At 59.6% G+C, this 21,961-nt stretch carries 20 protein-coding genes and 1 pseudogene; 10 read left to right on the top strand and 11 right to left on the bottom strand.

What is annotated here, in order from left to right; all coding sequences use genetic code 11:
* The first annotated feature begins 10 nt into the window (after window positions 1-10).
* Complete coding sequence (locus AB4P91_RS20980; RefSeq protein ID WP_150595431.1) at window positions 11-625, top strand: GNAT family N-acetyltransferase; 615 nt, start codon at window positions 11-13, stop codon at window positions 623-625.
* Here the strand turns inward: AB4P91_RS20980 and AB4P91_RS20975 are convergent.
* Window positions 591-1,484, bottom strand: a complete 894-nt coding sequence (locus AB4P91_RS20975; protein ID WP_150596615.1) for a LysR family transcriptional regulator — start codon at window positions 1,482-1,484, stop codon at window positions 591-593. The genes AB4P91_RS20980 and AB4P91_RS20975 overlap by 35 nt on opposite strands.
* An 85-nt stretch (window positions 1,485-1,569) precedes the next feature.
* Entirely contained in the window at window positions 1,570-1,806 is a 237-nt protein-coding gene (locus tag AB4P91_RS20970; protein WP_042558811.1) for a hypothetical protein, read from the bottom strand.
* Between the two features lie 181 nt (window positions 1,807-1,987).
* Between AB4P91_RS20970 and AB4P91_RS20965 the strand changes: the two genes are divergently transcribed.
* Together AB4P91_RS20965 and AB4P91_RS20960 are read left to right on the top strand one after the other, a co-directional pair.
* Window positions 1,988-2,545 (top strand): NADPH-dependent FMN reductase, encoded by a 558-nt coding sequence (locus AB4P91_RS20965; RefSeq protein WP_042558812.1) that lies wholly within the window; start codon window positions 1,988-1,990, stop codon window positions 2,543-2,545.
* A 154-nt stretch (window positions 2,546-2,699) separates the two neighbouring features.
* Entirely contained in the window at window positions 2,700-3,983 is a 1,284-nt protein-coding gene (locus AB4P91_RS20960; RefSeq protein WP_042558813.1) for an arsenic transporter, read from the top strand.
* A gap of 92 nt (window positions 3,984-4,075) precedes the next feature.
* Here AB4P91_RS20960 and AB4P91_RS20955 read toward each other — a convergent pair whose 3' ends face one another.
* Window positions 4,076-5,026: a DUF1853 family protein gene (locus AB4P91_RS20955; RefSeq protein WP_395603577.1), complete on the bottom strand. Its 951-nt coding sequence runs from the start codon at window positions 5,024-5,026 to the stop codon at window positions 4,076-4,078.
* Window positions 5,027-5,141: 115 nt separating this feature from the next.
* On the opposite strand from AB4P91_RS20955, the gene AB4P91_RS20950 reads away from it, so the two are divergent.
* From AB4P91_RS20950 to pepN, 6 genes are read left to right on the top strand one after another with little or no spacing between them, the layout of a single operon-like run.
* Window positions 5,142-6,032, top strand: coding sequence for an NAD(+) kinase (locus AB4P91_RS20950; protein WP_042558815.1), 891 nt, complete (start codon window positions 5,142-5,144; stop codon window positions 6,030-6,032).
* Complete coding sequence (locus AB4P91_RS20945; protein ID WP_191624510.1) at window positions 6,029-7,003, top strand: metallophosphoesterase; 975 nt, start codon at window positions 6,029-6,031, stop codon at window positions 7,001-7,003. The genes AB4P91_RS20950 and AB4P91_RS20945 overlap by 4 nt, the downstream gene beginning before the upstream one ends.
* Entirely contained in the window at window positions 7,000-7,869 is an 870-nt protein-coding gene (locus AB4P91_RS20940) for a rhomboid family intramembrane serine protease (RefSeq protein ID WP_150595427.1), read from the top strand. Before AB4P91_RS20945 ends, AB4P91_RS20940 begins: the two co-directional genes overlap by 4 nt.
* 34 nt (window positions 7,870-7,903) lie before the next feature.
* Window positions 7,904-8,164 carry a YeaC family protein gene (locus AB4P91_RS20935; RefSeq protein WP_042558818.1) on the top strand — a complete coding sequence of 87 codons (261 nt, stop codon included), beginning with the start codon at window positions 7,904-7,906 and terminating at the stop codon, window positions 8,162-8,164.
* Window positions 8,161-8,991, top strand: coding sequence for a DUF2797 domain-containing protein (locus AB4P91_RS20930; protein WP_395603576.1), 831 nt, complete (start codon window positions 8,161-8,163; stop codon window positions 8,989-8,991). The genes AB4P91_RS20935 and AB4P91_RS20930 overlap by 4 nt, the downstream gene beginning before the upstream one ends.
* A 10-nt stretch (window positions 8,992-9,001) precedes the next feature.
* The gene (pepN, locus tag AB4P91_RS20925) at window positions 9,002-11,659 is read left to right on the top strand and encodes an aminopeptidase N (protein ID WP_395603575.1); all 2,658 of its coding nucleotides are present in this window, start codon (window positions 9,002-9,004) and stop codon (window positions 11,657-11,659) included.
* Window positions 11,660-11,985: 326 nt separating this feature from the next.
* Here pepN and AB4P91_RS20920 read toward each other — a convergent pair.
* The 8 genes and pseudogenes from AB4P91_RS20920 to AB4P91_RS20885 form a co-directional block, all read right to left on the bottom strand.
* Window positions 11,986-12,213, bottom strand: a pseudogene (locus AB4P91_RS20920) (catalase-peroxidase); the annotation flags it as partial.
* Between the two features lie 300 nt (window positions 12,214-12,513).
* Window positions 12,514-14,784, bottom strand: coding sequence for a catalase/peroxidase HPI (katG, locus tag AB4P91_RS20915; protein WP_395603574.1), 2,271 nt, complete (start codon window positions 14,782-14,784; stop codon window positions 12,514-12,516).
* A 156-nt stretch (window positions 14,785-14,940) separates the two neighbouring features.
* The gene (locus AB4P91_RS20910; protein ID WP_395603573.1) at window positions 14,941-17,151 is read right to left on the bottom strand and encodes an LTA synthase family protein; all 2,211 of its coding nucleotides are present in this window, start codon (window positions 17,149-17,151) and stop codon (window positions 14,941-14,943) included.
* Window positions 17,152-17,406: 255 nt separating this feature from the next.
* Window positions 17,407-17,604 (bottom strand): helix-turn-helix transcriptional regulator, encoded by a 198-nt coding sequence (locus AB4P91_RS20905; RefSeq protein WP_150595422.1) that lies wholly within the window; start codon window positions 17,602-17,604, stop codon window positions 17,407-17,409.
* On the bottom strand, window positions 17,601-17,975 hold the full coding sequence (locus AB4P91_RS20900; RefSeq protein WP_150595421.1) for a hypothetical protein: 375 nt from the start codon (window positions 17,973-17,975) through the stop codon (window positions 17,601-17,603). The genes AB4P91_RS20905 and AB4P91_RS20900 overlap by 4 nt, the downstream gene beginning before the upstream one ends.
* A 151-nt stretch (window positions 17,976-18,126) precedes the next feature.
* Window positions 18,127-18,606 (bottom strand): copper chaperone PCu(A)C, encoded by a 480-nt coding sequence (locus AB4P91_RS20895; RefSeq protein WP_150596609.1) that lies wholly within the window; start codon window positions 18,604-18,606, stop codon window positions 18,127-18,129.
* A complete protein-coding gene (locus tag AB4P91_RS20890; RefSeq protein ID WP_150596608.1) occupies window positions 18,606-19,211 on the bottom strand; it encodes an SCO family protein in 606 nt (201 codons plus the stop codon). Before AB4P91_RS20890 ends, AB4P91_RS20895 begins: the two co-directional genes overlap by 1 nt.
* Before the next feature lie 175 nt (window positions 19,212-19,386).
* Window positions 19,387-20,946: a diguanylate cyclase gene (locus AB4P91_RS20885; RefSeq protein WP_395603572.1), complete on the bottom strand. Its 1,560-nt coding sequence runs from the start codon at window positions 20,944-20,946 to the stop codon at window positions 19,387-19,389.
* Window positions 20,947-21,170: 224 nt separating this feature from the next.
* Between AB4P91_RS20885 and ycaC the strand changes: the two genes are divergently transcribed.
* Complete coding sequence (gene ycaC, locus AB4P91_RS20880; RefSeq protein WP_395603571.1) at window positions 21,171-21,803, top strand: isochorismate family cysteine hydrolase YcaC; 633 nt, start codon at window positions 21,171-21,173, stop codon at window positions 21,801-21,803.
* Window positions 21,804-21,961: the final 158 nt, after the last annotated feature.

Here is a 21,961-nt window from a genome sequence, read left to right as displayed (position 1 = left end):
CTTTGCGAGCATGCAACCGGTCATGAATCCTAAACACCCAGGGCTGTCGGTGCGGGTTGCCGATGAAGGTTTTGCGCCTTATATCTGGGGCAGCGACTTCAGTTTTGAAGTCGCGGCGTATGGTGCCGCTGTTATCGGCAAACCCGTTGAACAGTGGCGGGTGACGCCCATCGTGCCGTACCGCAAGTGCTATGGCATTGATCCCGAGGAGTTCAGCAGCTTTCACAAAGCCGCTGACAGCGCGATATTCATGGCCTACCTCGATGATGAGCCGGTGGGCCATCTGGTGATCAGCACCAACTGGAACGGCTTTGCCCATATCGATGAACTGGCGGTGCACGCGCCGGCCCGTCGCCATGGCGTGGCCAAAGCATTGCTGGATGTGGCGCAGTTCTGGAGTCGCAAGAAGAAGCTGCCGGGCATCATGCTGGAAACCCAGAACAACAACCTCGGTGCCTGTCGGCTGTATGAGCGATGCGGGTATGTGATTGGCGGCGTCGACCAGTTGCGTTATCGCGGTATCGATCCGAACACCGCCGAAGAGGCGCTGTTCTGGTATCGATTGTTCGATAACCCGCTGGAAAATCCGCTCAGTTCGACAACATCGCCTCGGCTTGTTCCGTGATGATCGCCAGTAACGTCTGAATCGCCAATGAGGGGGCGGCGTGTTTGAAGGTCAGGGCGTAGAGGGTGATCGGCACGGCAGGCGACAGCGGGCAGACATCCAGCCCGGCGGCACGTGCACCGAGCGCGGTAAACGGGTCGACGATGGCCAGCCCTTCGCCAGCCTCGACCATGCTGCGCATCATCTGGTGGGTCTGCACGCGGGTCTGGATGCTCGGTGCCGGACGCACGGCCTGGAGTTTGTTATCCAGCGCCGGGCTCAGCGGGTCCTGACCCTCGAGGCCGATCATCGCCTGGCCCGCCAGATCCTGCAGGGAAATGTACTTTTGTCTGGGTTGCAGCCAGCCGTGCGGCGCGAGCAGTTGCAGCTTGCTCTGGGCCAGTGGCTGGCAATGAATGTCGGGGTGTTCGGGATCATGCAGGCTCAAGCCGAGATCGCTTTCGCGCAGCAGCAAGCTGCGGACGATGTCGCGGGTTGGCGCGCTGAGCAGGCTGCACGGTGCGTCTGGCACGCGTCGACGCAGGGCGGCCAGGCTGTGCGGGAGTAATTGTTGCGCCAGCGGCGGGGTGCCGATGATGCGCAGCGGCGGTGCGAGGTATTGCTTGAGGCTGCTGGCCAGGCGTTGCACCGGTTCCAGCGCTTCATAAACGTGCGCGATTTCCACCTGTAACGCCCGCGCCTCGGGCGTCGATTGCAGGCGACCGCGAACGCTGGCGAACAGCATGAACCCCAACTGACTCTCGGCTTCGCGCAAACGCTCTTCGACTTCGGTCACCGGCAACTGCAGCCATTCGGCGGCGGTGCCCATGTGACCGGTCTGCAAGAGCGCCTGAATCACTTCGATATGGCGTAAACGCATGCGTGAAGTCCATGTTCAGCAGGTGGGGTCAGAGGCCGAATCCTACCCCAAGTCTGCGCCTATGACTTCTGCTCATAACGCACGCTTATGAAGCGACGATTGGCTCAGGTTCGCGCGTCAGGATAATGCCTGACTGAACCAGCTTGAATTCAGCGTCATCAAGTTTCTCGATGCGATCGCCAATCGCCAGTTTGTACGTGGTGACGGGCTCCTTGCCGGTGATTCCGTCCGCCGACGGAGTGGATTCCTGGAACTCATGCACGGAATAAACGCGGCCTTCCGCATCTCTTGCATGGAACTGACCGACGAGTACTGCTGCCATCTGCTTAGAACCTCTGGAGATAAAACGCTTGATTTGCGGCTTGGTAGACCGCCATCAGGTGCTGTAAGTTTTCCTACAGGAAAAAAATAATCAGCAGGCGGGAATTTCCCTCCTCTGCTGGTGAAATCGTCATCGGATCATCTATAACTAGTGGCTCCCCCACTGACAGTCGAGAGTTTCCATGAGCAATGTCTACAACGTCGCAGTAGTGGTTGGTAGCCTGCGTAAAGCTTCGATCAATCGCAAAGTCGCTTTGGCACTGGCTGAGCTGGCGCCGGCGAACCTGAAGCTTGAGATTGTCGAGATTGGCGACCTGCCTCTGTACAACGAAGACATCGACGGTGATTCACCGCCCGCAGCCTACAGCACTTTCCGTGAAAAAGTGGGTTCATCCGACGCGTTGTTGTTTGTGACGCCAGAGTACAACCGTTCCGTGCCGGCACCGCTGAAGAATGCCATCGATGTCGGCTCGCGGCCTTACGGCAAGAGCGCCTGGAGCGGCAAGCCGGGCGCTGTGATGAGCGTATCGCCGGGGGCAATCGGTGGTTTTGGCGCGAACCAGCACCTGCGCCAGTCGTTTGTGTTTCTTGACGTGCACTGCATGCAGCAACCGGAAGCCTATTTGGGTGGCGCGGGCTCGGCATTTGACGAGGCGGGCAAATTGAGCGAGTCGGTGAAGCCGTTCTTGCAAAAGTTTATTGATGCCTATGGCCAGTTCGTCGAACAACACAAAAAGTAATGACCTCTTAATCGAAGCCCTGTGGGAGCGAGCTTGCTCGCGAAGGCGCACTTTCAGTCATTAATAATGTATGGCTGAAGGCCTCTTCGCGAGCAAGCTCGCTCCCACAAGTTTTGTGGAATGAGTTATTTCACCCTATTGAAGGTTGTTAGGAATGCTTTTTGCGTCACTGATTTTTTTACTGACCATTACCCTCGTGATCTGGCAACCCAAAGGCCTCGGTGTCGGCTGGAGTGCGACGTTGGGCGCGGTGCTGGCGCTGATCTTTGGGGTGGTGCACCTCAGTGATATCCCGCTGGTGTGGCAAATCATCTGGAACGCCACCGGCACTTTTGTCGCGCTGATCATTATCAGTCTGCTGCTCGATGAAGCCGGTTTTTTCAATTGGGCCGCATTGCACGTGGCGCGCTGGGGGCGGGGCAGCGGGCGCAAGCTGTTTGCCTTCATGGTGCTGCTCGGCGCGCTGGTGTCGGCGCTGTTCGCCAATGATGGGGCGGCGTTGATTCTTACGCCAATTGTCATTTCCATGCTGCTGGCACTGCGGTTTTCGCCGGCAGCGACCCTGGCGTTCGTCATGGGGGCAGGGTTTATCGCCGACACCGCAAGCCTGCCGCTGGTGGTGTCGAACCTGGTCAACATCGTCTCGGCGGACTTCTTCAACATCGGCTTCAACCGCTACGCGGCGGTGATGGTGCCGGTGAACTTCGTCAGTGTGGCCGCGACGCTGGGCATGCTGATGTGGTTTTTCCGTCGCGATATTCCGGCGGCTTACGACCCCGAACAGCTCGAGCGTCCAGAAACCGCCATCCACGACAAAGCCACGTTCTATGCCGGTTGGGCGGTGTTGGTGATTTTGCTGATCGGCTGTTTCGCGCTGGAACCGCTGGGCATTCCGATCAGCGCGATTTCCGCTGTCTGCGCGGCGCTGCTGCTGGCGATCGCCGCCCGTGGCCACAAGATTTCCACGCGCAAAGTGATGAAAGAGGCACCGTGGCAGATCGTGATTTTCTCGCTGGGCATGTATCTGGTGGTCTACGGCCTGCGCAATGCCGGGTTGACCGGGTATCTGGCTGGCTGGCTCGATGGTTTCGCCGGATATGGCGTGTGGGGCGCGGCGTTCGGAACCGGCGTGCTGACGGCACTGTTGTCATCGATCATGAACAACCTGCCAACGGTGCTGATCGGGCTCTTGTCGATTGATGCCAGTCAGGCGAGCGGGGTGGTCAAGGAGGCGATGATCTACGCCAACGTAATCGGCAGCGACCTGGGGCCGAAGATCACGCCGATTGGCAGTCTGGCCACTTTGCTGTGGCTGCATGTGCTGGAGCGCAAGGGAATCCGGATTGGCTGGGGGTATTACTTCCGGGTGGGGATTGTGCTGACGGTGCCGGTGTTGCTGGTGACGCTGGCGGCGTTGGCATTGCGCTTATCCCTTTGACCGATTGACCCCATCGCTGGCAAGCCAGCTCTCACAGAAAACTGTGGGAGCTGGCTTGCCAGCGATGAGGCCGGTATGAACACCACAGATTCTCAGGGTTGCCCGGGGACATTCGGCCACAGGTCGGACACCAGAAACAGCCGCTCCGCCTCTTCCCATTCCCCTCGCGCATTCTCGGTCAGGCGCACCATCAGTTGCGCTGGCGCCAAGGGTTCGAGCGCCTCGAGCCACATCTGCAAATGCTCACGACTCCAGGTCTGATCCGCCGGGTAATGCGCCGGCGCCAGCCAGGCATGGCGGGGCAGGGGTTGCCAACGTCCCGGCGGGCGCTGCGCCAGGAATGCCGGCCAGTCTTTCTGATGCAACCAACTGCCACGCAAATGTTGCGGATGCGCGCCATTCGGTGATTGCGACTGGCCGGGCCACGGGTACAGCAGATATCCGCCCAGCCACAGTTGTGCACTGAAGGCCTCGATATCCAGTGCAGCCAGGGTTTCACGGCTTTCCGGGCGCGCCGAAATGGGCAGTTGATGTTCGGCCAAGTGCGCCAGTTTACGATCCAGTCGATCATGGCAACCCGGCCCCAGCCACTGCGCCGGATCCTGGCCGTCGCCGTTTTGCGGGCCGAGGTAGAGTTTGATCGCCAGTTCCAGGTGATGCACGCCGTCGCGATCACGCAGCAGCATGTCCAGCTCGCCAAGGGTGTGCCCCTGGCGGCGGATCGGCAGATTGGCCGCGATCAACTCAATGCCTGGCGCGTGCTGCACGGCAAACTGCCACAGTCGCTCGTAATACAAACCCAGGCGCCGCGTGCGTGCCTGGGACAACCAGTGCAGCAAACCGCTGCTGTCGTGATCGAGCTGACGCAGCCATTGCTCCAGTTGCTCGGGGTGGCTGACCCAGTCGCTGCCCGCCAGCGGATGGCGCTGCGGCCACGGTGTGGTCGCGAGCATCGGCGGGGCGAGGATCACCCACGCCAGATCGCGCACATGCGGATGGCGTAATTGGTGGGGTAACTGCAGCAGGTCGGGAAATAGGATCATCTTGCGAGCATAGCCTTAAACACGCGTCCGCCCTTGAGGCTGAAAGGATTTTGTCTAACGGCGGCTTTCGCCCATAATCGGGTTTTTCGCGTTTTCGATTGTCCGCAGAGGTCCCATGGAGCAATTTCGTAATATCGGCATCATCGGTCGCCTGGGCAGTTCACAGGTGCTGGATACCGTCCGCCGACTGAAACGGTTTCTGCTCGATCGTCACCTGCATGTGATCCTCGAAGACACCATCGCCGAAGTCCTGCCGGGGCATGGCCTGCAGACTTCGTCGCGCAAGATGCTCGGTGAAGTCTGCGACATGGTCATCGTTGTCGGCGGCGACGGCAGCCTGCTTGGCGCCGCCCGAGCGCTGGCCAAACACAATACGCCGGTGCTCGGGATCAACCGTGGCAGCCTCGGGTTTCTCACCGACATTCGCCCGGATGAGCTGGAAGTCGAAGTCGCCAAAGTGCTCGACGGCCATTACCTGGTGGAAAACCGTTTTCTGTTGCAAGCCGAAGTTCGCCGCCACGGCGAGGCCATCGGGCAGGGCGATGCGCTCAACGATGTGGTGCTGCACCCTGGCAAGTCGACGCGAATGATCGAGTTCGAGCTGTACATCGACGGGCAGTTCGTCTGCAGCCAAAAGGCCGACGGCCTGATCGTCGCCACGCCGACCGGCTCCACCGCGTATGCGCTGTCTGCCGGTGGTCCGATCATGCATCCCAAGCTCGACGCCATTGTGATCGTGCCGATGTACCCCCATATGTTGTCCAGCAGGCCAATTGTGGTCGATGGCAACAGTGAGCTGAAAATCGTCGTGTCCAAAGATATGCAGATCTACCCGCAAGTCTCCTGCGACGGGCAGAACCACTTCACCTGCGCGCCGGGCGACACCATCACCGTCAGCAAAAAAGCGCAAAAGCTGCGGCTGATTCACCCGCTCGACCACAATTACTACGAAGTCTGCCGGACCAAGCTCGGCTGGGGCAGCAAGTTGGGTGGTGGAGGCGACTGATGCTCGATCCCGCGCGCAGTTATGACTTGATTGGTGACGTGCACGGATGCGCGCTGACCCTCGAACACTTGCTTGATCGCCTCGGCTATCACAAGCAGGGCGGGGTCTGGCGGCATCCATCGCGCATGGCCGTGTTCGTCGGCGACATCATCGACCGTGGCCCGCGGATTCGCGAGGCGCTGCACATCGTCCACGACATGGTCGAAGCCGGTCAGGCGTTGTGCATCATGGGCAACCACGAATTCAACGCTCTGGGCTGGAGCACCCCGGCGCCACCGGGCAGCGGCAAGCAGTTCGTGCGCGAACACACGCCACGCCATGCGCGCCTGCTGCATGAAACCCTGACGCAATTCGAAGGCCATCCAGGCGACTGGCATGACTTCCAGCAGTGGTTCTATCAACTGCCGCTGTTCGTCGATGCCGGGCGTTTTCGCGTGGTGCATGCCTGTTGGGATGCCGGCCTCATCCAGCCGTTGCGCGCGTTGTTCCCCGACGGCTGCATTGATGAACACTTCCTCCAGGCTTCGGCGGTGCCCGGCAGTTTCGCCTGCACCGTGTTCGATCGCTTGCTGCGCGGTACCGACATGCGCCTGCCCGATGGCCAGACCATGACCAGTGGCGATGGTCTGGTGCGTTCGTTCTTCCGCACCAAGTTCTGGGAGGACGATCCGAAAACCTACGGCGACATTGTCTTCCAGCCCGATGCTCTGCCGGAGCCGGTGGCGCAAACCCCGCTGACTTCAACCGAAAAGAATTCCCTGCTGCGCTACGGTGTCGATGAGCCATTGCTGTTCGTCGGCCACTACTGGCGCAGCGGCAAACCGGCGCCGATCCGCCCGAACCTCGCGTGTCTGGATTACAGCGCGGTGCTCTACGGCAAACTCGTCGCCTATCGTCTGGATCAGGAAACGCGTCTGGATCCGCATAAATTTGTCTGGGTCGATGTCGAGCGGCCGGAGGTGCTGCAATGAGTTCGGTAGCGGTATTGCGTCTGCCCCTGGCGGTGGATCTGAGCGGTTTCGTCACGCTGTTGCAACGCATGCAAGTGCCCCATCGAGTCAGTGAAGAGGCGGGCGAGCAGGTGCTGTGGGCGCCTGCGGAGATCAGCGACGACGTGCGTTCGCTGTACGAGCGTTTTCCGGCGGGCGATCCCGATCAGCAGCTGGATATTCCGGTTGCGCAGACGTTCAAGCGCCCCGGGTTTGTCGAGCAACTGAAGCATGCCAAGGCTACCGGGTTCATCCTGCTGCTGAGCCTGATCGTCGGCGGCCTGACCTTCCTCGGCGAAAATCTTGAAACCCTTCGCTGGCTGACCTTTCTCGATTTTCGCGTGATCGGCGAGTACATCCACTTCACGCCATTGGCCGACAGCCTCGCGGCGGGGCAGTGGTGGCGGCTGGTCACGCCGATGCTGATTCACTTTGGCATCCTGCACCTGGCCATGAACGGCATGTGGTACTGGGAGCTGGGGCGGCGTATCGAATCGCGCCAGGGCAGCATCAACCTGATCGGCCTGACCTTATTGTTCAGCCTCGTTTCCAACTACGCGCAATTTGTCTGGAGCGGGCCGACCTTGTTCGGCGGTCTGTCCGGCGTGCTTTACGGTTTGCTCGGGCATTGCTGGATCTTTCAGTTGCTGGCGCCGAACCCGGCTTATCGCCTGCCGCGCGGCGTGTTGGTGATGATGCTGGTGTGGCTGGTGGTGTGCATGTCCGGGCTGATCTCGATGATCGGTTTCGGCGAAATCGCCAACGCCGCGCATGTCAGCGGGTTACTCATCGGATGCTTCACCGGTTTGTTGGGTGGTTTGTATAACCGCCGTAAACTGGCCATCTAATTTTAGTTTGTAGATAAAGAGCACGGAGACCCAGATGTCCTCTTTTAACGACATGATCAAGAACATCACCCCGGACATCTACGAGAGCCTGAAACTGGCTGTGGAAATCGGCAAGTGGGCCGACGGTGGCAAGCTCACCGCCGAACAGCGCGAGTTGTCGTTGCAGGCAATGATCGCCTGGGAAATCCAGAACCTGCCCGAGGACCAGCGCACCGGTTACATGGGCCCGCAAGAATGTGCGTCGAAGTCGATCGAAGTGCCGAACATCCTGTTCAAGTCGGATGCCATCCATTGATCGAGATTGGCCGCGGTGCAATCAGCAAAATGTCGGCGCGCCTTGACGGGCCGAATGTGCAATACGCGTTTCGTCTGGATGACGTCGAGGTGCCGGTCAACCCGTTGATCGGCACGACGGTGCGTCTGGAGTATCTGGGGGCGATCCACTGCACCCATTGCGGGCGCAAGACCAAAACCAGTTTCAGTCAGGGGTATTGCTACCCGTGCATGACCAAACTGGCGCAGTGCGACCTGTGCATCATGAGCCCGGAGCGTTGCCACTTTGATGCGGGCACCTGCCGGGATCCGGTGTGGGGCCAGCAGTTTTGCATGACCGACCACGTGGTCTATCTGGCCAATTCGTCGGGCATCAAGGTCGGCATTACCCGTGCGACCCAATTGCCGACGCGCTGGCTTGATCAGGGCGCCAGTCAGGCATTGCCGATCATGCGTGTGTCCACGCGGCAGCAGTCGGGCTTCGTTGAAGACCTGTTCCGCAGTCAAGTGGCGGACAAGACCAACTGGCGTGCGCTGCTCAAGGGCGATGCGGTGGCCGTGGATCTGGCGCAGGTGCGTGATCAGTTGTTTGAAAACTGCGCCGAGGGTCTGCAAGGCTTGCAGGAGCGATTTGGCCTACAAGCCATTCAGACGATTGCCGATGTAGAACCTCTCGAAATCCGCTATCCGGTCGAGCAATACCCGGCCAAAATCGTCAGCTTCAACCTGGACAAGAACCCGATTGCCGAAGGCACGCTGCTGGGAATCAAGGGCCAGTACCTGATCTTCGACACCGGCGTGATCAATATTCGCAAGTACACGGCTTATCAGCTCGCCGTGCATCAATAAGGATTCCAGCATGCGCACCGAACAACCGAAGATGATTTACCTCAAGGACTATCAGGCGCCCGAGTACCTGATCGACGAAACGCACCTGACCTTCGAGTTGTTCGAGGACCACAGCCTGGTCCATGCGCAACTGGTGATGCGCCGCAACCCGGCGCGTGGCGCGGGCCTGCCGCCGCTGGTGCTTGATGGCCAGCAACTGGAACTGCTGTCGGTGACGCTGTCCGATCAGGAACTGAGTGCCGATGCTTATCAGCTCAGCGAAAACAACCTGATCCTGCAGCCGACCAGCGAAAACTTCACGGTCGACACCAGCGTCAAAATTCACCCGGAAACCAACACCGCACTGGAAGGCCTGTACAAATCCGGCACGATGTTCTGCACACAATGCGAGGCCGAAGGCTTCCGCAAAATCACCTATTACCTTGATCGCCCGGACGTGATGAGCAAGTTCACCACCACCGTGGTGGCCGAACAACACAGCTATCCGGTGCTGCTGTCCAACGGCAACCCGATTGCCTCGGGGCCGGGCGAAGACGGCCGGCACTGGGCAACGTGGGAGGATCCGTTCATGAAACCGGCGTACCTGTTCGCGCTGGTGGCCGGTGACTTGTGGTGCGTTGAAGACACTTTCACCACCATGACCGCGCGCGAAGTCGCGCTGCGCATCTACGTCGAACCGGAAAACATCGACAAGTGCCAGCACGCCATGAACAGCCTGAAGAAGTCGATGCGCTGGGACGAAGAGGTCTACGGTCGCGAGTACGATCTGGACATCTTCATGATCGTCGCCGTGAATGACTTCAACATGGGCGCCATGGAGAACAAGGGCCTCAACATCTTCAACTCCAGCGCCGTGCTGGCCCGCGCCGAAACTGCCACCGACGCCGCACACCAGAGGGTCGAAGCGATCGTCGCCCACGAATACTTCCACAACTGGTCGGGCAACCGCGTGACCTGCCGCGACTGGTTCCAGCTGTCGCTCAAGGAAGGCTTCACCGTATTCCGCGATTCGGGCTTCTCCGCCGACATGAACTCGGCCACGGTCAAGCGCATTCAGGACGTCGCCTACCTGCGCACCCACCAGTTTGCCGAAGATGCAGGTCCCATGGCCCACGCCGTGCGCCCGGACAGCTTCATCGAGATTTCCAACTTCTACACCCTGACCGTGTACGAAAAGGGTTCGGAAGTGGTCGGCATGATCCACACCCTGTTGGGTGCCGAAGGCTTCCGCAAAGGCAGCGATCTGTACTTCGATCGTCACGATGGCCAAGCCGTGACCTGCGATGACTTCATCAAGGCCATGGAAGACGCCAACGGTGTCGATCTGACCCAGTTCAAACGCTGGTACAGCCAGGCCGGCACGCCGCGTCTGGCAGTGAGCGAGTCTTACGATGCTGCGGCGAAAACCTACAGCCTGACCTTCCGCCAAAGCTGCCCGGAAACCCCGGACAAGGTGGAAAAACTGCCGTTCGTGATCCCGGTTGAATTGGGCCTGCTCGACAGCAAAGGCAATGAGATTGCCCTGCGTCTGAGCGGCGAAGCGTCGGCCCAAGGCACCACCCGCGTGATCTCGGTGACCGAGGCTGAGCAGACGTTCACCTTCGTCGATATCGCTGAACAGCCGCTGCCATCCTTGCTGCGCGGTTTCTCGGCGCCGGTGAAACTGAGCTTCCCGTACAACCGCGATCAACTGATGTTCCTGATGCAGCACGACAGCGACGGTTTCAACCGCTGGGATGCCGGTCAGCAACTGTCGGTACAGGTGCTGCAAGAACTGATCGGCCAGCAGCAGAAGGGCGAAAGCCTGAAGCTCGACCCGCGTCTGGTGTCGGCACTGCGCACGGTGCTGTCCGATGAATCGCTGGATCAGGCGATGGTTGCCGAGATGCTCTCGCTGCCGGGTGAGGCGTACCTCACCGAAATCAGCGAAGTCGCAGACGTTGATGCCATCCATAGCGCGCGTGAGTTTGCCCGCAAGCAACTGGCGGAAGGGTTGTTCGAGGCGCTGTGGCTGCGTTATCAGGCCAACCGCGACCTGTCGAAGAAAACCCCGTACGTGGCCGAGGCCGAACACTTTGCCCGTCGTGCGCTGCAGAACATCGCGCTGTCGTACCTGATGCTCAGCGGCAAGCCGGAAGTGCTGGCAGCGGCGCTGGAGCAGTTCGAAACGGCCGACAACATGACCGAGCGCCTGACCGCGCTGGCCGTGTTGGTCAATTCGCCGTTTGATGAGCAGAAGGACCTGGCGCTGGCGAGTTTCGCCGAGCACTTCAAGGACAATCCGCTGGTCATGGATCAGTGGTTCAGCGTGCAGGCCGGCAGCACGTTGCCCGGTGGTCTTGCGCGGGTAAAAGCGCTGATGCAGCACCCGGCGTTCAACATCAAGAACCCGAACAAGGTGCGTGCGCTGGTGGGGGCTTTTGCCGGGCAGAACCTGATCAACTTCCACGCGGCGGATGGCTCCGGTTATCGCTTCCTCGCGGATCTGGTGATCGAGCTGAATGGCTTCAACCCACAAATCGCTTCGCGCCAACTGGCACCGCTGACGCGCTGGCGCAAATACGACAGCGCCCGTCAGGCGTTGATGAAAGGCGAGCTGGAGCGGATTCTGGCTTCGGGGTCGCTGTCGAGTGATGTGTATGAAGTGGTGAGCAAGAGCCTGGCTTGAGCAAGCGTTTGTGGCTTCCCCCCTCACCCTACCCTCTCCCGGGGGGAGAGGGGACTGATCCGGGAATATTTGCGAACTGCACCGACTTGAGCGAATGGCTTTGAATCCATAATCGGCTCGATGTTTCAGGTCGACGTAAAGCGTCATACACTTTGGTCGGCTCCCTCTCCCTCCGGGAGAGGGCTGGGGTGAGGGGGCCGTTTTTGACGCAGATCGAAATGTGGGAGCGGGCTTGCCCGCGATGGCGGTGTCAGATCCAACGTCAATGTTGAATGATCTACCGCGATCGCGGGCAAGCCCGCTCCCACAGGTTTTTGCGTTTTCTGCTATTTCAGGTCAAACCGATCCAGATTCATCACCTTCGTCCACGCTGCAACGAAGTCTTTCACAAACTGTTCCTTCGCATCCGCACTCGCATACACCTCCGCGACCGCCCGCAATATCGCGTTGGAACCAAACACCAGATCAACCCGCGTCGCCGTCCATTTCACGCTACCGTTTTTACGGTCGCGGCCTTCAAACTCGTCCGCGTCCGGTGAGGTCGGCTTCCACTCCCTAACCCTCTCCCGGGGGGAGAGGCGACTGATCCGGGAATATTTGCGAACTGCACCGACTTGAGCGAATGGCTTTGAATCCATAATCGGCTCGATGTTTCAGGTCGACGTAGAGCGTCATACACTTAGGTCGGCTCCCTCTCCCTTCGGGAGAGGGCTGGGGTGAGGGGGCCGTTTTTGACGCAGGTCGAAATGTGGGAGCGGGCTTGCCCGCGATGGCGGTGTCAGATCCAACGTCAATGTTGAATGATCTACCGCGATCGCTGGCAAGCCAGCTCCCACAGGTTTTTGCGTTTTCTGCTATTTCAGGTCAAACCGATCCAGATTCATCACCTTCGTCCACGCTGCAACGAAGTCTTTCACAAACTGTTCCTTCGCATCCGCACTCGCATACACCTCCGCGACCGCCCGCAATATCGCGTTGGAACCAAACACCAGATCAACCCGCGTCGCCGTCCATTTCACGCTACCGTTTTTACGGTCGCGGCCTTCAAACGCGTCCGCGTCCGGTGAGGTCGGCTTCCACTCCACGCCCATGTCCAGCAGGTTGGTGAAGAAGTCGTTGGTCAGCGCTTCGGTCTGGCTTGTGAACACGCCGTGGCGAGTTTGCCCGACGTTGGTGTTCAGCACCCGCAGACCACCGAGCAACACAGTCATTTCCGGCGCGGTCAGGGTGAGCAATTGCGCCTTGTCGATCAGCAGCGCCTCAGCCGCTACGGTGTATTTACCCTTGCTGTAATTGCGGAAGCCATCGGCAATCGGTTCGAGAAAACCAAATGACTCGACGTCGGTCTGCTCCTGAGTCGCATCCGTACGCCCCGGCGAAAATGGCACGGTGACCGAGTGGCCGGCATTTTTCGCCGCTTGCTCGACCCCGACATTACCCGCCAGCACAATCAGGTCGGCCAGCGACACGTTCTTGCCGGTTGCGCCGCCATTGAACTCGTTTTGAATCCCTTCAAGGGTTTGCAGGACCTTCGCCAATTGCTCAGGCTGGTTGGCCTGCCAGAACTTCTGCGGCGCCAGACGCAGGCGACCACCGTTGGCGCCACCGCGTTTGTCCGAACCACGGAACGTCGACGCCGCCGCCCATGCGGTCGAAACCAGTTGCGAGACGGAAAGCCCCGAGGCCAGCACTTTGCTTTTCAGCGCGGCGACATCGTCATCGTCGATTAGCGGATGAGTGGCCTCGGGAATCGGGTCTTGCCACAGCAACTCCTCGTTCGGCAGTTCCGGGCCGAGGTAGCGTGACAGCGGGCCCATGTCGCGGTGGATCAGCTTGTACCAGGCGCGGGCAAATGCATCGGCCAACTGATCGGGATTGGCCAGGAAACGCCGGGAGATCTGCTCGTAAGCCGGATCGAAGCGCAGTGCCAGGTCAGACGTCAGCATGGTCGGGTCGATACGTTTGTTCGGGTCATGGGCGTGGGGGATAGTGCCGGCACCGGCACCGTTCTTTGGTTTCCATTGGTGCGCGCCGGCGGGACTTTTGGTCAGCTCCCACTCGAAGCCAAACAGATTTTCCAGGTAGTTGTTGCTCCACTGGGTCGGCGTGGTGGTCCAGGTCACTTCGAGGCCACTGGTGATGGTGTCAGCGCCCTTGCCAGTGCCGAAGCTGTTTCTCCAGCCCAGACCTTGTTCTTCCAGCCCGGCGGCTTCCGGCTCAGCGCCGACGTGATCGGCAGGGCCGGCACCGTGGGTTTTGCCGAAAGCGTGGCCGCCGGCGATCAGCGCCACGGTTTCTTCATCGTTCATGGCCATGCGGCCGAAGGTTTCGCGAATGTCGCGGGCCGATGCTACCGGGTCTGGATTGCCCTCGGGGCCTTCCGGGTTCACATAAATAAGACCCATCTGCACCGCGGCGAGCGGGTTTTCCAGGTTGCGTTCGCCCTGGTCGGTGCGGCTCTCTTCTTTGCCATGCAAATCCGGCTCGGCGACCAGCGTACCGTCGCCGGGCTCCTGCATCGGCTCCTTGCTTTTACCGTAACGGCTGTCGCCGCCCAGCCATTCGTTTTCCGAGCCCCAGTACACGTCCTCATCCGGTTCCCAGACATCCGCGCGACCACCGGAGAAGCCGAAGGTCTTGAAGCCCATGGATTCCAGCGCGACGTTACCGGTGAGGACAATCAGGTCGGCCCAGGAAATATTGCGACCATATTTCTGTTTGATAGGCCACAGCAGGCGACGGGCCTTGTCGAGGCTGACGTTGTCCGGCCAGCTATTGAGCGGGGCAAAACGTTGCTGGCCGGAGCCGGCACCACCGCGGCCATCCGCAGTGCGATAGGTGCCGGCGCTGTGCCAGGCCATGCGCACGAAGAGCGGGCCATAGTGGCCAAAGTCCGCCGGCCACCAGTCCTGTGAGTCGGTCATCAGTGCGCGCAAGTCTTGTTTCAGTGCCTGGAAGTCCAGGCTTTTGAAGGCGTTGGCGTAGTCGAAGTCTTTGCCCAGCGGATCGGACTTGGGCGAGTGCTGACTCAGGATCTTCAGGTTGAGTTGATTCGGCCACCAGTCACGGTTCGTCGTACCACCACCGGCGGCGTGGTTGAACGGGCATTTCGATTCGTTTGCCATGTTCGGGTCCTTATCAGGTCTGCGACGGCCGGCTCGTGCCGACTTCGGACTTGTAAGGCTAGACCCGAGTGGGCGAGTCAGCTAATAGCCCGACTGATGGGCGCCGATAGGCAGAATCTTTTACCGCTGATACATCGCAAACCCGCGCACGCGAACTCAACTCGACTGCGCCGCCTCGTCCTCAAGCGCGTCGTCCAGAATGTCCTCTTGCCCCGGCACTTCAGTAATCACACTGAAATCCGTCACCTCCACCGCGCCCAGTCCATAACCCAGCAAATGGAACGAGAACGCCTTGCGCTGCTGCGGATTGTCAAAGCTGAAATCCATCTCCAGCGGTTGATCCGCCGTGGCGACCATTTCTGTTGGCAATCCCAGTTGCACGTCCTGCTCGAATTCCTTGGCCTTGAGCTGGATGTACGCCGCCTGTTGCGGATCGACAGAGCGTACGGTCAGGCGCACGCGGGTGTGCGAGCCCTTGGGCATTTCCAGGTATTGAGCGCCGATCAGGTTGTCAGCCCAGTCGTCCTTGATTTGTGCTTGCAGCGCAATGACGTTGGTGCTGCCGAACTGATAGCGATGGTTGAGCGGGGTGCGCAGCAGCGACAGGTCGAGTGCCGTGGCGCGCGCGGCGACTTGCCGGGCGCGCTGGCCGCTATAGTTGCCTTTGAACCTGGCGCTCTCGGCGATGAAGCCGGCGCTTTCGTAATAGCGGCAGCGGCGCGGCATGTCACATTCGGAGAAGATGCCCCGGCCGTCGTGATAGCGCAGTTTGCCGTTGGTGAACGACATGATTTCGCGACCGGAATCGTAGTCGCGAAACAGCGAACGGCCACTCAGCGCGGAGGGCACCGGCAGGTCGAAGTAGTCGAGGATCGACGTGCTGAGATCAACATGACCATAGACCCCGGCATTTAGTCGGGGCAGTTGTGGTTGCTCCGGCGCCAGCGTCAGGTTGAAGCCCCACGACGAGGCCAGACGTACGCCGTCGATGCCGTGGGATTCATCCGAAGTGATCACCACCAGCGTGTCTTTGAGCACACCTTGTTGCTCGAGACCTGCGAGGAATTGATCCAGCGCATCGTCCAGATAACCGACGGCTGCCTGCTTGGGTGTCTCGTAGCGGTCCAGGTATTCGTCCGGGGCGGAGTAGGGCTGATGCGTGCCCACGGTCAGCAGGGTCAGCATCCACGGTTGCTTCTGCTTGTTCAGTTGGCCGACGTAATCCAGCGCACCCTCGAAGAACGCTTTGTCATCCTTGCCCCACGGAAACTCCAGATAGTTGGCATTGGTGAACCATTCCAGGCCATGCGTCGCATCGAACCCGATGTGCGGCATGATCTTGTCTTTGGCCATGAAGCGCAGGCCGGCGCCTTGCAGGTAGTGGGTGCTGAAGCCATGTTCGCGCAGCTGCGCCGGCAGGCAGGCCTGATTGCGTTTGTTCTGGGTGAGCATTTCCACGCCTTTGGGCGTGCCGTTGTTGAGTTTGTCGTAATCGCCACAGAGCATCGCGTACAAACCGCGAATGGTCTGGTGCGTGTGCAGAACGTAATCCGGAGTGTTCATGCCGCGCTCGGCCCAGCGGCTGAGGTTGGGCATAAGGTCTGCCTGATAATGGCTGCCGATGGCTTCGCGGTTGGCGCGGATGTAAGCGCCGGGAATACCTTCCAGGGCAATGATCAACACGTTGCGTGCTTGCCCCGGCGCGGTCAGCAGTTTTTGACCGTTGAGGTCGACGTCGGTGAGCCCCGCCATCGCGGGTGTGGCTTCTTCGACATCACCGTCAAGCCATTCCTCGGCCTGAATCTGAATATCGGCGACTTGAGTGGCGAGCAACTGATGCGGCAGGTTATACGCGCGCCACGGATCGTCCTCGCTCGGCCACAGATTTTGCGCGCCCCAGTGCGCGGCGAACAATACCAGCGGCGCGCTCCAGACCGCGCGGGGCAGGGGTGGGCGGCTAATGCCGCGAGCGGTGAACTGCGTCAACAGCCAGAACGTCAAGGCCAGCAGCAATGTGATGCCCAGCGCCGGATGCGCCAAACCACCACCGGTGGAGTTTTCGACAAATTGCGGATCAATCAGGTAATGCAGATCGGAAGGATTCGGCAAACGGCCCACAGCGCTGACCAACTCGGCCGTTGCCACCGCCAACAGCGCCCAGAACACCAGCACCGGCAGCGCCAGCCACCAAGCCCGGCGATGCAGCAGAACCACCAGCAGACTGCCAACGGCCAGATCCGACAGATAACCCAGCGGTGTCGACCAGCCCAATGCCGCGCGCAGGCACACCGGCACGATCAGTACCAGCAGAATCAGAGAGAACAGGCGGGCATGTGGTTGCCGCAACCAGCGAAAAAGAGCGCTCACAAAAAAAAGACCTTCCAGTCATTAAATCGTCAAAAAAGTGTGAACGATGATACCAAGGGTCAGGGGTCTGATCGCCTTTTAAAACCTGAAGGTGATTCGATGCGGGGCGCACTTGCAAGCGTGGGCTCCGGGCTGAAGCCCAGACAGGAGCGGGTGTCTGACTATTAACCGGGGTAGCGCAGGCGAATCGGTGCAGGCGTTTTTTTGTTTCAGGCTGTTTAACTGAAACGGGAATCCGCCTGCACCGACTGTTGCTCAGTTCAAGCCATCATCAAAAATGCTTTCAATCGACAGCTCAAACGCCCGGGCAATCTGGAAAGCCAGCGGCAGGCTCGGATCGTAGCGTTCGTTTTCGATGGCATTGATGGTCTGGCGCGACACGTTCAGGCGTTCAGCCAGATCGACCTGAGACCATTTGCGCTCGGCGCGCAGTGCCTTGAGGCGGTTTTTCATTGGTAGCGGCGCCGGGCGATCTGCAGCCCGAGGATCCACATCAAGGCCATCACGGGCCAGACGCAAGTCCATGGAATGTGCGGCGCGCCGATGTTTTCCAGAAAACCATAGCTGAAGGTCAGCAGTGCTGAAGCGGCAAACGCGAAGCCCAGCGCTTCGAACTGGATGCGCAGGTGCATTTCGTCCATGCGCCGCATGTTGCGCACGATGGCCCAGCACATCAATCCCGACGGAATGATCGGGGTTAGCGCAACGGCTGAACGCAGAATAATGTTGGCCTCCATCAGGTGCTGCGAGGCGATCAATGACGCCATCAACACCAACACGTAGAGAGTCAACGCCGCGCCCATTTCGAGGTAATACCGCTTCATGCTCTACTTCCTATGTAAAAGACCCTTTACATAGTCGCGAAAGATTTCAATTATGTAAAGCTTGCTTTCCATAGAAGTGGATTTCCCAAACCAAAAAAGGGCCGGACTGATCAACGATCAGCCCGCCCCTTTTTGTTACCGCTCAGTCAGATCAATGCATTTTGCTGTGATCGTGACCTTCCATGTTGGTCAGCGAACGCACGCTGGCCTTCACTTCAACGGTTTCTTTTTCGCCCTTGGCGTTCTCCACGGTCAGGGTCAGCGGCACGGATTCACCTTCTTTCAACTGACCGGTCAGGCCCATCAGCATGACGTGGTAACCGTTCGGATCGAGCTTGACGGCTTTACCAGCCGGCAGGTCTACCGATTTGACCGGGCCCATGCGCATGACGTCGTTCTTCATGCTCATTTCGTGGATCTGCACGTCTTTGGCCACTGGCGTGGCGACGCTCAGCAGCTTGCTGTCGCTGTCGGCGGTGAGGGTCATGAACGCGCCGCTGGCGGACTGGGTCGGCACGGTTGCACGCACCCACGCATCGTCGACCTTGGTTTGCGCCGAGACCTGAAAGGCCAGGCCCAGCAGGGACAGACCGAGTACCGCGCGTTTGATGTTGTTCAGAACCGGTTGCATTAGCAAACCTCCATAACAGTAAGCAAATCTTCCGTGCATTCTTCTGCCGAAAGCGAAGTGGACAGACCCAGGCGCAGTTCGCCGCGCGAGTCGAAGACGTAGCTGGTGGAAGTGTGCGAGAGGGTGTAGGTGTCGCCGGCCGGCACCTTCTCGAAAAACACGTCGAATTCCTTGGCGGTGGCCTTGGTTTCCTCAAGCGTGCCGTACAGCGCGACGAACGTCGGGTCGAAGGCTTTGACGTAGGCGTCGAGGATTTGCGGCGTGTCGCGCTCGGGGTCGAGGGTAATGAAGATCACCTGCAAGCGATCACCGTCCCTGCCCATCAGTTTTTTGATTTTTGCCGCGCGGGCCAGGGTGGTCGGGCAGACCGCCGGGCACTGGGTGAAGCCGAAGAACACCATCGGCATAAGGCCGCGGAAGCTCGACAGGGTCATGGTATCGCCGTCGGTGTCCTTCAGTTTGAAGGTGCGGCCCATGATTTTGTTACTCAGGTCCTTGCCGTACTTGTACGACAGTTGGCCGCGGGTGTCGCAGCCGGCGAGCAGGCCGAGCCCGAGTACGCCCATTCCCGCAAGTACCTTGCGGCGAGTCAACAAAGCCGTCATCTAATACCGCCTTTTGCAGCCCGTCAGTCGGCAGGACCGGCGGGGTGGGTTAACCGTAAAAGCGGCGCATGATACCAAACTGAACCGGCGAGTCGGTTTTCGATCGGCTGACAGGGTGTCGCAGGGCGACAAAAGGTGTAAGAAAAAGTGACGGGTGCGAGCGAGGAAGGCGCTATCAGCTCATCACCGCCGAACTCGAACACCAACGGTTGCGCCCCTGTTGCTTGGCCTCGTAGAGGCAAGTGTCGGCCGCTTTCAACAACGACGCCGACGTGACCGTGTCGTCGACGGGATGACGCGTGGTGATGCCGGCACTGGCGGTGACATACCCCAGAGGATGTCCGGCATGTTCCAGCTTCAGCGCCCGAATACTCTGCAAAATGTCCTCGGTGACCTGGATTGCCCCAGCGCTATCGGTATTGGGCAATAACACGGTGAACTCTTCGCCGCCATAGCGTACGGCCAAGTCACCCGGACGTTTGACCGCTTGCTGGATCGCCTGCCCGACTGCGCTCAGGCAATCATCACCCGCCGCATGCCCGTATTGGTCGTTGTAGCGTTTGAAGTGGTCGACATCGAGCATGATCAACGACAGTGCCGAGCCTTGGCGACGGGCCAATCGAATTTCATCGGCCAGCGAATTGTCCAGGCGTCGACGGTTGCCGAGCCCGGTCAGGGCGTCAGTCAATGCCATGTCGCGCATGGTCTGATGGGCGTGGCGGATTTGTCGTTCCATCGCCATGCGCTGGCGCAACTGGCTCAGGACGATGAGCCCGAAACAGCTCAGCACCAGAATCAGAAACACCAGCACGAAGCCGTTCTTGAGCAAATCCTGCTGCCAGGGTTCGATGATTGAATCACGCGACAGACCCGCCTCGACCACCAGTGGATAGGTCGTGAGGGCGCGATAGCCATACAAGCGTTCGGTGTCGTCGACGACGGCGCGCACTTGCGCGATGCCTGAGTTGGAGATGGGTAAATAGGTCTTGAAGATCTCGCTGTTGGCCAGGCTCTTGCCGATCACCGAGGCGATGAACGGGCGGCGCACGAGGATGGTACCGTCGCGCCTGGCCAGCACCAGCGCGCCTTTGTCATCAATGCGAAAGTCACCGTAGTAATCGACGAAGTAGCTGACCTTGACCGTGCCCAGCAACACGCCGGCGAACGAGCCATCGGCATTGTTCAGCCGGCGTGAGATGGGAATGATCAGGTCTTTCGTGGAGCGGCTCTCGACCACATCGCCGATGCGCACATGGCGATCTTCATGGGTGCGGTGGTACTGGAAATAATCGCGATCGGCGTTGTTCGCGGTCTCGGGCGTCACCTCCTTGTCGGTGACGATCCACTGTCCATCAGGACCGTAGATAAACAAACCGTGCAGCTGCGGCATGATTGTCGATTGCTGCACCAACAATTTATGGATGCGCGGGACATTGAGGTTTTGCAGGCCATCACCTTCGATCCGCTCACTCAGGGCGGCAGTCAGCACGTCCATCTGGCGGATGGTGTCTTCGGCATGCTGGGCCGTGGCGCGGGCGAGGTTGGTCACCGAGTTGCGCGCAGAATCGAAGGCTGCACGGTAGTCGCGCCAGGTTCGCCAGCTCTCGACGGCCAGGAAGGCCATGACCACTACCAGCATGAAACTCACCGTCAGGCGGAACGTCGATCCGGCGCGCACGGCTTTTAGGGATGCGGGGTTGTCTGTGTTCGGCTCTGGCGAGGGGCGTCCGAGCATGAACATCTCCTTGGTTTATTGCACACGTGAAGCGGGTGACAGTATGACAAGGATCGCCGCGAAGGTCGGGATCGCAGCGAAATCCGTGATCGGTGTCGCGTGATTGTCCTTTTTGGGTTGACGGTGAAACGCTTTTCAGCCGGTTTATCCAGCGCTGGAGTGTCAGTAATCTGTGCCCATCTTGAACGCAACAAGAACTTCCCCAACTAAAAAGGACTGCACAGATGAATACGCCAACCTACAACCGCCTCAACAAAGACGACGCCGTAGTACTGCTGGTTGACCACCAGACCGGTTTGATTTCTCTGGTGCAGGACTTCTCGCCAAACGAGTTCAAGAACAACGTTTTAGCCCTGGCCGATCTGGCGAAATTCTTCGAATTGCCGACCATCCTCACCACCAGTTTCGAACAAGGCCCGAACGGCCCATTGGTACCGGAACTGAAAGAGATGTTCCCGGACGCGCCCTACATCGCCCGTCCAGGCCAAATCAACGCCTGGGACAACGAAGACTTCGTCAAGGCGATCAAGGCTACAGGCCGCAAGCAGATCATCATTGCCGGCGTGGTGACCGATGTTTGTGTGGCGTTCCCGACATTGTCGGCACTGGCCGAAGGGTTTGACGTGCTCGTGGTCACCGATGCCTCCGGCACCTTCAACACCACGGTGCAACAAGCCGCTTGGAGCCGCATGACCCAGGCCGGCGCACAAATGATGAACTGGTTCTCGGTAGCCTGTGAGCTGCACCGCGACTGGCGCAACGACATCGAAGGACTGGGCAATCTGCTGTCGCAGCGGATTCCGAACTATCGCAACTTGATGAATGGTTATGCGGCGCTGACGGCGCAGCAGAAATAAGCTGACGCTGACTGACTAAAAGCCTGCCCTCAAAAGCAGGCTTTTGTTCGTTCAACTGCATAACCTATTGTGGGAGCGAGCTTGCTCGCGAAGGCGCTGGTTCATTCAACCTATCGTTCGACTGGCACGGCCCCTTCACTAGCAAGCTCGCTCCCACA

The sequence above is a fragment of the Pseudomonas sp. B21128 genome (assembly GCF_044218865.1).
Taxonomy (GTDB): Bacteria; Pseudomonadota; Gammaproteobacteria; order Pseudomonadales; family Pseudomonadaceae; genus Aquipseudomonas; species Aquipseudomonas iridis.
The sequence above is the reverse complement of the archived record's forward strand: the minus strand, read 5'-3'. Positions and strand labels throughout refer to the sequence as shown.

Excerpts from the sequence above, each read along its gene's own strand:
- pepN (WP_395603575.1), top strand. The coding sequence starts at position 9,002 with ATGCGCACCGAACAACCGAAGATGATTTACCTCAAGGACTATCAGGCG.
- AB4P91_RS20935 (WP_042558818.1), top strand. The coding sequence starts at position 7,904 with ATGTCCTCTTTTAACGACATGATCAAGAACATCACCCCGGACATCTAC.
- AB4P91_RS20940 (WP_150595427.1), top strand. The coding sequence starts at position 7,000 with ATGAGTTCGGTAGCGGTATTGCGTCTGCCCCTGGCGGTGGATCTGAGC.
- katG (WP_395603574.1), bottom strand. The coding sequence starts at position 14,784 with ATGGCAAACGAATCGAAATGCCCGTTCAACCACGCCGCCGGTGGTGGT.
- AB4P91_RS20965 (WP_042558812.1), top strand. The coding sequence starts at position 1,988 with ATGAGCAATGTCTACAACGTCGCAGTAGTGGTTGGTAGCCTGCGTAAA.
- AB4P91_RS20955 (WP_395603577.1), bottom strand. The coding sequence starts at position 5,026 with ATGATCCTATTTCCCGACCTGCTGCAGTTACCCCACCAATTACGCCAT.
- AB4P91_RS20890 (WP_150596608.1), bottom strand. The coding sequence starts at position 19,211 with ATGACGGCTTTGTTGACTCGCCGCAAGGTACTTGCGGGAATGGGCGTA.
- AB4P91_RS20970 (WP_042558811.1), bottom strand. The coding sequence starts at position 1,806 with ATGGCAGCAGTACTCGTCGGTCAGTTCCATGCAAGAGATGCGGAAGGC.
- AB4P91_RS20950 (WP_042558815.1), top strand. The coding sequence starts at position 5,142 with ATGGAGCAATTTCGTAATATCGGCATCATCGGTCGCCTGGGCAGTTCA.
- AB4P91_RS20905 (WP_150595422.1), bottom strand. The coding sequence starts at position 17,604 with ATGAAAAACCGCCTCAAGGCACTGCGCGCCGAGCGCAAATGGTCTCAG.
- AB4P91_RS20975 (WP_150596615.1), bottom strand. The coding sequence starts at position 1,484 with ATGCGTTTACGCCATATCGAAGTGATTCAGGCGCTCTTGCAGACCGGT.
- AB4P91_RS20980 (WP_150595431.1), top strand. The coding sequence starts at position 11 with ATGCAACCGGTCATGAATCCTAAACACCCAGGGCTGTCGGTGCGGGTT.
- AB4P91_RS20895 (WP_150596609.1), bottom strand. The coding sequence starts at position 18,606 with ATGCAACCGGTTCTGAACAACATCAAACGCGCGGTACTCGGTCTGTCC.
- AB4P91_RS20960 (WP_042558813.1), top strand. The coding sequence starts at position 2,700 with ATGCTTTTTGCGTCACTGATTTTTTTACTGACCATTACCCTCGTGATC.
- AB4P91_RS20885 (WP_395603572.1), bottom strand. The coding sequence starts at position 20,946 with ATGCTCGGACGCCCCTCGCCAGAGCCGAACACAGACAACCCCGCATCC.
- AB4P91_RS20900 (WP_150595421.1), bottom strand. The coding sequence starts at position 17,975 with ATGAAGCGGTATTACCTCGAAATGGGCGCGGCGTTGACTCTCTACGTG.
- ycaC (WP_395603571.1), top strand. The coding sequence starts at position 21,171 with ATGAATACGCCAACCTACAACCGCCTCAACAAAGACGACGCCGTAGTA.